This is a genomic window from Pseudomonas sp. GXM4 (genome assembly GCF_008923895.1).
GTDB classification, from domain to species: Bacteria; Pseudomonadota; Gammaproteobacteria; order Pseudomonadales; family Pseudomonadaceae; genus Aquipseudomonas; species Aquipseudomonas atacamensis.
Map to the genome: position 1 here is coordinate 1 of NZ_WBRZ01000317.1, position 5855 is coordinate 5855.

The following is a 5855-nucleotide window of genomic DNA, read 5'->3' on the forward strand; positions in this document are numbered from 1 at the left end:
GTGACGCTCCGCGTCACTGGACGCAGAGCGTCCCTAGAGGCATTCCCACGCGGAGCGTGGGAACGATCACGGTGGTGAGTCAGGCAGCGTGGCTGGCTTGCGCGCTGATCGCGCAAGTCTCAGGTTGCTCGACCAGCGGCACAAAGGTGCGGCGATCGGAAGAGAGCGCGTCGATCGAGCCGGTCTCGATGTCGTAAACCCAGCCATGCAGATTCAGCCGCCCTTGCTCCTGGGCCAAGCGCACACTCGGGTGGGTCTGGATATTCGCCAGTTGCGCGATCACGTTCTCGCGCACCATCGAACTCAATTTCGCCGCGTCGCTGCCATGCACGCGCGCTTCGTTCATCACCTTCGCCGACTCGGCATGCTGCAGCCAGCCGCTGACGGCGGGCAGGTGATCCATGCATTTGCACTGGGCAATCGCCGTCATTGCGCCGCAATCGGAGTGGCCGCAAATCACGATATCGGTCACCCCCAGTACCGCCACCGCATACTCCACCGTCGCCGAGACCCCGCCCGGATGCGGGCTGTAGGAGGGCACGATATTGCCGGCGTTACGGATCACGAAAAGTTCGCCGGGCTCTTGCTGGGTCAGCAGCTCAGGCACCACGCGACTGTCGGAACAGGTGATGAACAGCGTGCCGGGTTGCTGAGTCGTGGCCAGATGTTTGAACAGCTCGCTGCGTTGCGGGAAGGCTTCGTTCTGGAATTTCAGGAAGCCGTCGATCAGGGCTTTCATGGGCGTGTCCTCGTGGCAGAAATGAGATGGCCCGCACGCAGGATGCGGGCCGGGCGCATTAGAACGGGCGCAGCGGCAGGAACTTGCCGTCGAGCGTCACCACGGCGCGGGAGCCGCCTTCCGGGTCTTCGACTTTCTTGATGTCCAGTTTGAAGTTGATCGCACTGATGATGCCGTCACCGAACTGTTCATGAACCAGCGCTTTCAGCGTGGTGCCGTAGATCTGGATCATTTCGTAAAAACGGTAGATGGTCGGATCGGTCGGCACGCCGCTGAGGCTGCCGCGCAAAGGAATGATCTGCAGAGCGGCGACGTCATCGGCGCTCAGATCAAGCTTGTCGCCGACCACTTGAGCAGCATTTTCCGGCAGAGGATGCTGGCCGAGCAGGGCGGCGGTGACATAAGCCAGGCTGAGGCCGGTGCCGTCAGCGAGATCCTGCCACGACAGATCTTTTTTCGCCTTGGCGTCGAGAACGCGGGTGGTCAGAGCCAGGCTGTTGTCGTTGTAGGCGTGGGACTGTTGCATGGTGTCACTCCTTTCAGGGGTTGGCTTGCTGTGTGTGGAAGCAATGTTGCGCCGGTCGATTCATAGCGTCCAAGACCGATATACAATGCTTCGCATAAGCCCTGCCTATAGATGGTGCCCTCATGCTGTTGCGACATTTGCGTTATTTGCTCGCCGTTGCCGATCACGGTGGCTTCACCCGCGCCGCCGAAGCGCTGCATGTGTCGCAGCCGACGTTGTCGCAGCAGATTAGGCAACTGGAAGAAACCCTCGGCGTGAGCCTGTTCGATCGCACCTCACGCACGGTGAAGCCTACGGATGCCGGAGCGGCTTACATCGAATGCGCGCGGCGCGTGCTGGTGGAGCTGGAAGCCGGGCAGCGCGCCTTGCACGATGTGAAGGACTTGTCCCGCGGCACGCTACGCCTGGCGATGACGCCGACGTTCATGGCGTATCTGGTCGGGCCGTTGGTGCGTGACTACAGGGCACGGTTTCCCGGGATTCATCTTGAAATCTTCGAATTGTCGATGGACGACATCGAGGCCGGGCTGGCGGATGACTCGCTGGATGTCGCGATCGCGTTTACGCCGGTGCGCAATGCCGATATCGAATGCATACCGGCGTTTACCGAGACGCTGGGGATCATGGTCGGGCCTGGGCATCCGCTCTATGACAGCCCTTCGGTGTTGACGTCGACGGAATTGGCTTCACTGGATTTCGCCTTGCTGGCGCCGGGTTTCATTACGCGGTTATTGGTGGATGAGTATTTCCGCGAGCACGGGATTACGCCGCATGTGCGGATTGAAGTGAATTCGGTGAGTACGTTGCTGGAAGTGGTGCGGCATGCGCCGCTGGGGACCATGCTGCCCGAGGCGATTGCCAGCGAAGACCGCGCGTTGCGCCGCTTGCGGGTCGAAGGGGAGGCGCCACAGCGTGGCGCGGCGTTGTTGCGGCGCAGAAATAATTATCACAGTGCGGCGGCGTTGGCGTTTGTGGAGCTGGTGCTCGGCATGAAAAGCCCCTCACCCTAACCCTCTCCCAGCGGGAGAGGGGACTGACCGAGGTGTTTGGTCAAGTTACTCCGACCTGAACGAGCTTCGTTGACTCATAATCGCCACGGTCATTCAGGTCTACGGTTGAGCTGAGGCAACTCGGTCGGCTCCCTCTCCCTCGGGAGAGGGCTGGGGTGAGGGGTGACGGGGGCACTCACGCCGCAAAACTCAAAAGAACAACAAAGGGCCTGCTCCCAATCGGAAGCAGGCCCTTAGTTAAATAACCTACAACTCAATACAACCGATCAATCACCCGAACTTCATTCTGATTCTGCATCGAATCCCACGCCTGTTTCAGCGTCTGCAGCACACTGCCGATGAAGTCCTTGTCGGCCGCAGCCTTCTTGCCGACATAACCGTGGCCGCGGCGGTACATCTTCAGGCGGGCCAGCAGATTCTGGTGGTTGCGGTCGAATTCCTCTTCGCCAGCGTGAGGCGACAGGCAGTCGATGTGTACCTGGCCCGACTTGCTGATCCAGAGAATATGGCTGTCGTGGCTGTCTTTCTGCGCCGCGAACATACGCGCCAGTTCTTCGATAGTGGGTTGATTGTTCAGATTCATTGTTATGCCCCTTGACCAGTCTGGTGATCTTTCAAAGTTGATTCGCTAATACAGGTAGCCCATCGGTTAGTTGATCCCTGGCACCGAAACCAGGACGTCAGCGCTCGCCCGTATGAAGTACGGGGTCATGCATCTGTTGCATGTAGTCGTGTTGAATAACTGCTACGCAATAGCGTCACAACGAGGAGAAGCAGCGAAAACCGGGAGGCTCCTTGACGACAATCCAGTGTCGGCCACAAGCGTCTTGAGAATTTTCGCCAGCGCTTCTCGTCCTTGTACTGGACGTTCAGGCCAGGTCAGCTTCTTCAATCTGCCTTGTGGGCAGCGTGTATCCGGAAAAAACAACTCGGCGGTCAGACGAGTTTGCTCAAGCGTGTTACCAGTGCTCCCGATCGGGGAACGTCTTCATCATGCAAAAGCAAAACGATGCCGTCAACGGTTTTGTAGTGATTATTTTCAAGCACTACATATTGTCGGACAAAGCTATTTTGGAATGAGAAAAGATCCGTTTCAGCAGCGTAGAGAAGGGAACCTCAAGGGATTCAGCGAGTCGCCGGACGCGCCGTGCGTTTGCGCGTACCGGCGGTTTTGCTGGCCGTCGACTTGCGCTTTTTCTTCCACGGCGCTGCGGCTTTGCCGGCAGGCGGCGGGCCGCTGATGGTCAGGCTGAGGGCTGAGCAGCGGCTGACCTGCTTGCTCATCCACGCAGCCTGTTTGGTGACGAATTCTTCCAGACTCATCTCGCCGCTTTGCACCATGTCCAGCGCCTGTTCCCAGATCGCCGTGGTGCCGGGATCGGCAATCGCGCGCGGCACGGCATCGATCAGGCTGAACGCCGCAGGTGTCGCCGCCAGCGCCTTGCCGTTCTTGACCAGATAACCACGATCCAGCAGCCCTTGGATGATCGATGCGCGGGTAGCTTCCGTGCCGATGCCGGTGGTGTCCTTGAGTTTCTGTTTGAGCAGCGGATCCTCGACCAGTTTGGCGACGTTCTTCATCGCCTTGATCAGATCGCCTTCGGTGTAGGGTTTTGGCGGCTGCGTCCAAAGGTCCTTGAGATTCACCTTCGCCACAGCGCATTCGACGCCTTGGCTCAGAGCCGGCAAGGTTTGCGGCGCCGGTGCTTCGCGGCCCTTGGCCGGTGCCAGTGCTTCGGGCAATGCGCGCTTCCAGCCTGGTTCGATGATCTGCTTGCCGACCGCGCGCAACGCCTGCCCGTTGCAATCGAAATCGGCCTGGGTGCGATCATATTCGTGATTGGACAGGAACTGCGCCAGGTAGCGCGCGCGAATCAGCGTGTACACCGCGCGATGCTTGCCGGTCAGACGTTCGAGGTTCTTCGCGGCGATGGTGGGGATGATGCCGTGGTGAGCGCTGACCTTGGCGTCATTCCAGGCCCTTGAGCGCCGCTGCGGTTCGAGAAAACCCTGCAACGCTTCAAGGCTCGGATCGGCCTGGCGCAACGCTGTGAGGATCGACGGCGCCTCACCGTGTTGACTCAACGGCAGAAATCCGCAATCACTGCGCGGATAGGTGATGACTTTGTAGGTTTCGTAAAGGGCCTGGGCGATGTCGAGGGTCTCCTGCGCGCCGAGGCCAAGTTTTTTCGAGCAGACTTCCTGCAAGGTGCCGAGATCGAAGGGCAGGGGCGCCACTTCGCGCATGCGCTCGGTTTTCAGCTTGATCACCCGTGCGCTGTCTGCACTGCTGATCGCCGCTGCCGCTTGCTGCGCCAAGGCCTGATTCAGGCAGCGATCCTGATCATCACAAACGTCTGATGGTGCGCGCCACTGTGCGGTAAACGTCGTGCCGTTGTGCAGCAAATCCACGTCGATTGCCCAGAACGGTACGGGGACGAAATCGGCGATGCTGCGGTCGCGGTCGACCACCAGTCGCAGGGTGGGCGTCTGTACTCGTCCTACCGGCAACACGCCCTGATAACCCGATTGACGGCCCAGCAAGGTGAACAACCGGCTCATGTTCATGCCGATCAGCCAGTCCGCCCGTGAACGACCCAACGCCGAGTGATACAGGCTGAATGTTTCGGCTCCCGGTTTCAGCGCGGCCAAAGCCTTGCGAATCGATGCCTCGTCCAGCGCCGACAGCCACAAGCGGCGGATCGGCCCGCGATAGCGGCAGTGCTCGACCAGTTCCCGGGCGATCATCTCGCCCTCACGGTCGGCGTCGGTGGCGATGATCAGTTCGCTGGCCTCGCCAAGCAGACGCTTCACCGCTTTGTACTGGCTGGCGGTGCGCGGCTTGACGGTCATTTTCCATTTGTCGGGAATGATCGGCAGATCGGCCAGCACCCAGCGCTTGTAGCGCGCGTCGTAGGCATCCGGCGGCGCTGTTTCGAGCAAGTGGCCGATGCACCAGGTCACTGTGACGTCCGTTCCCAACCAGCAGCCGTCGCCGCGCCGTTTGGCGCCGAGCACGGCCGCAATGTCTTTGGCCTGGGAAGGTTTTTCACAGAGGTACAGCCGCATAGCTACCATCGCTGGTTGGTTTGTGGGAGCGCACAGGATGGCTGGAGTCTGCGGCGCGAGCAACTTTTATCTGTATGGATATACAGATAAAACCATTGCCAAAGATTTTCGCCGTTCGGCTGCAATCTCAACCAGACCCGAGCCCATCAGCTATACCTGAACCGGTCTCTTCGCTGTGCTCAGGAGAACCTCATGAAAAGCCCCAGTCCCGTGATCAGCCTGGAACAACTTGCCGGCTGCCTGCTGGTGAAGTTCCACGGCATCCAGGTCGCCGCGTCCTCTCACGCGATGATCCTCAACGAAGCCAACTATCCGCCGGTGTACTACATCCCGCGCGAAGACATCGACGAAAAATACTTCGCCCGCACCGACCACACCAGCTATTGCCCGTACAAGGGCGACGCCAACTATTTCAGCCTGCAAGTGCCCGGACATGAGGGTGCCAACGCTGTGTGGACGTACGAAAACCCGAAGGTCTCCGTCGCACCGATCCGCGACTACGTGGCGTTTT

At 59.8% G+C, this 5855-nt stretch carries 6 protein-coding genes; 2 read left to right on the top strand and 4 right to left on the bottom strand.

Going from position 1 to position 5855, the window contains the following annotated elements; genetic code table 11:
• Window positions 1–79: 79 nt before the first annotated feature.
• Window positions 80–739, bottom strand: coding sequence for a carbonic anhydrase (locus F8N49_RS24800; RefSeq protein WP_110645597.1), 660 nt, complete (start codon window positions 737–739; stop codon window positions 80–82).
• A 58-nt stretch (window positions 740–797) separates the two neighbouring features.
• Entirely contained in the window at window positions 798–1265 is a 468-nt protein-coding gene (gene cynS / locus F8N49_RS24805; protein WP_041480833.1) for a cyanase, read from the bottom strand.
• A 122-nt stretch (window positions 1266–1387) separates the two neighbouring features.
• Between cynS and cynR the strand changes: the two genes are divergently transcribed.
• Complete coding sequence (cynR, locus tag F8N49_RS24810; protein ID WP_151553000.1) at window positions 1388–2275, top strand: transcriptional regulator CynR; 888 nt, start codon at window positions 1388–1390, stop codon at window positions 2273–2275.
• A gap of 253 nt (window positions 2276–2528) precedes the next feature.
• On the opposite strand, the gene F8N49_RS24815 is transcribed toward cynR, so the two are convergent.
• Entirely contained in the window at window positions 2529–2858 is a 330-nt protein-coding gene (locus tag F8N49_RS24815; RefSeq protein ID WP_041480831.1) for a hypothetical protein, read from the bottom strand.
• 542 nt (window positions 2859–3400) lie between these two features.
• Complete coding sequence (locus tag F8N49_RS24820; RefSeq protein WP_151553002.1) at window positions 3401–5344, bottom strand: DNA topoisomerase III; 1944 nt, start codon at window positions 5342–5344, stop codon at window positions 3401–3403.
• A 192-nt stretch (window positions 5345–5536) separates the two neighbouring features.
• Between F8N49_RS24820 and F8N49_RS24825 the strand changes: the two genes are divergently transcribed.
• Window positions 5537–5855: DUF427 domain-containing protein (locus tag F8N49_RS24825; RefSeq protein ID WP_151553004.1), on the top strand; the 319-nt coding region annotated here is incomplete at its 3' end.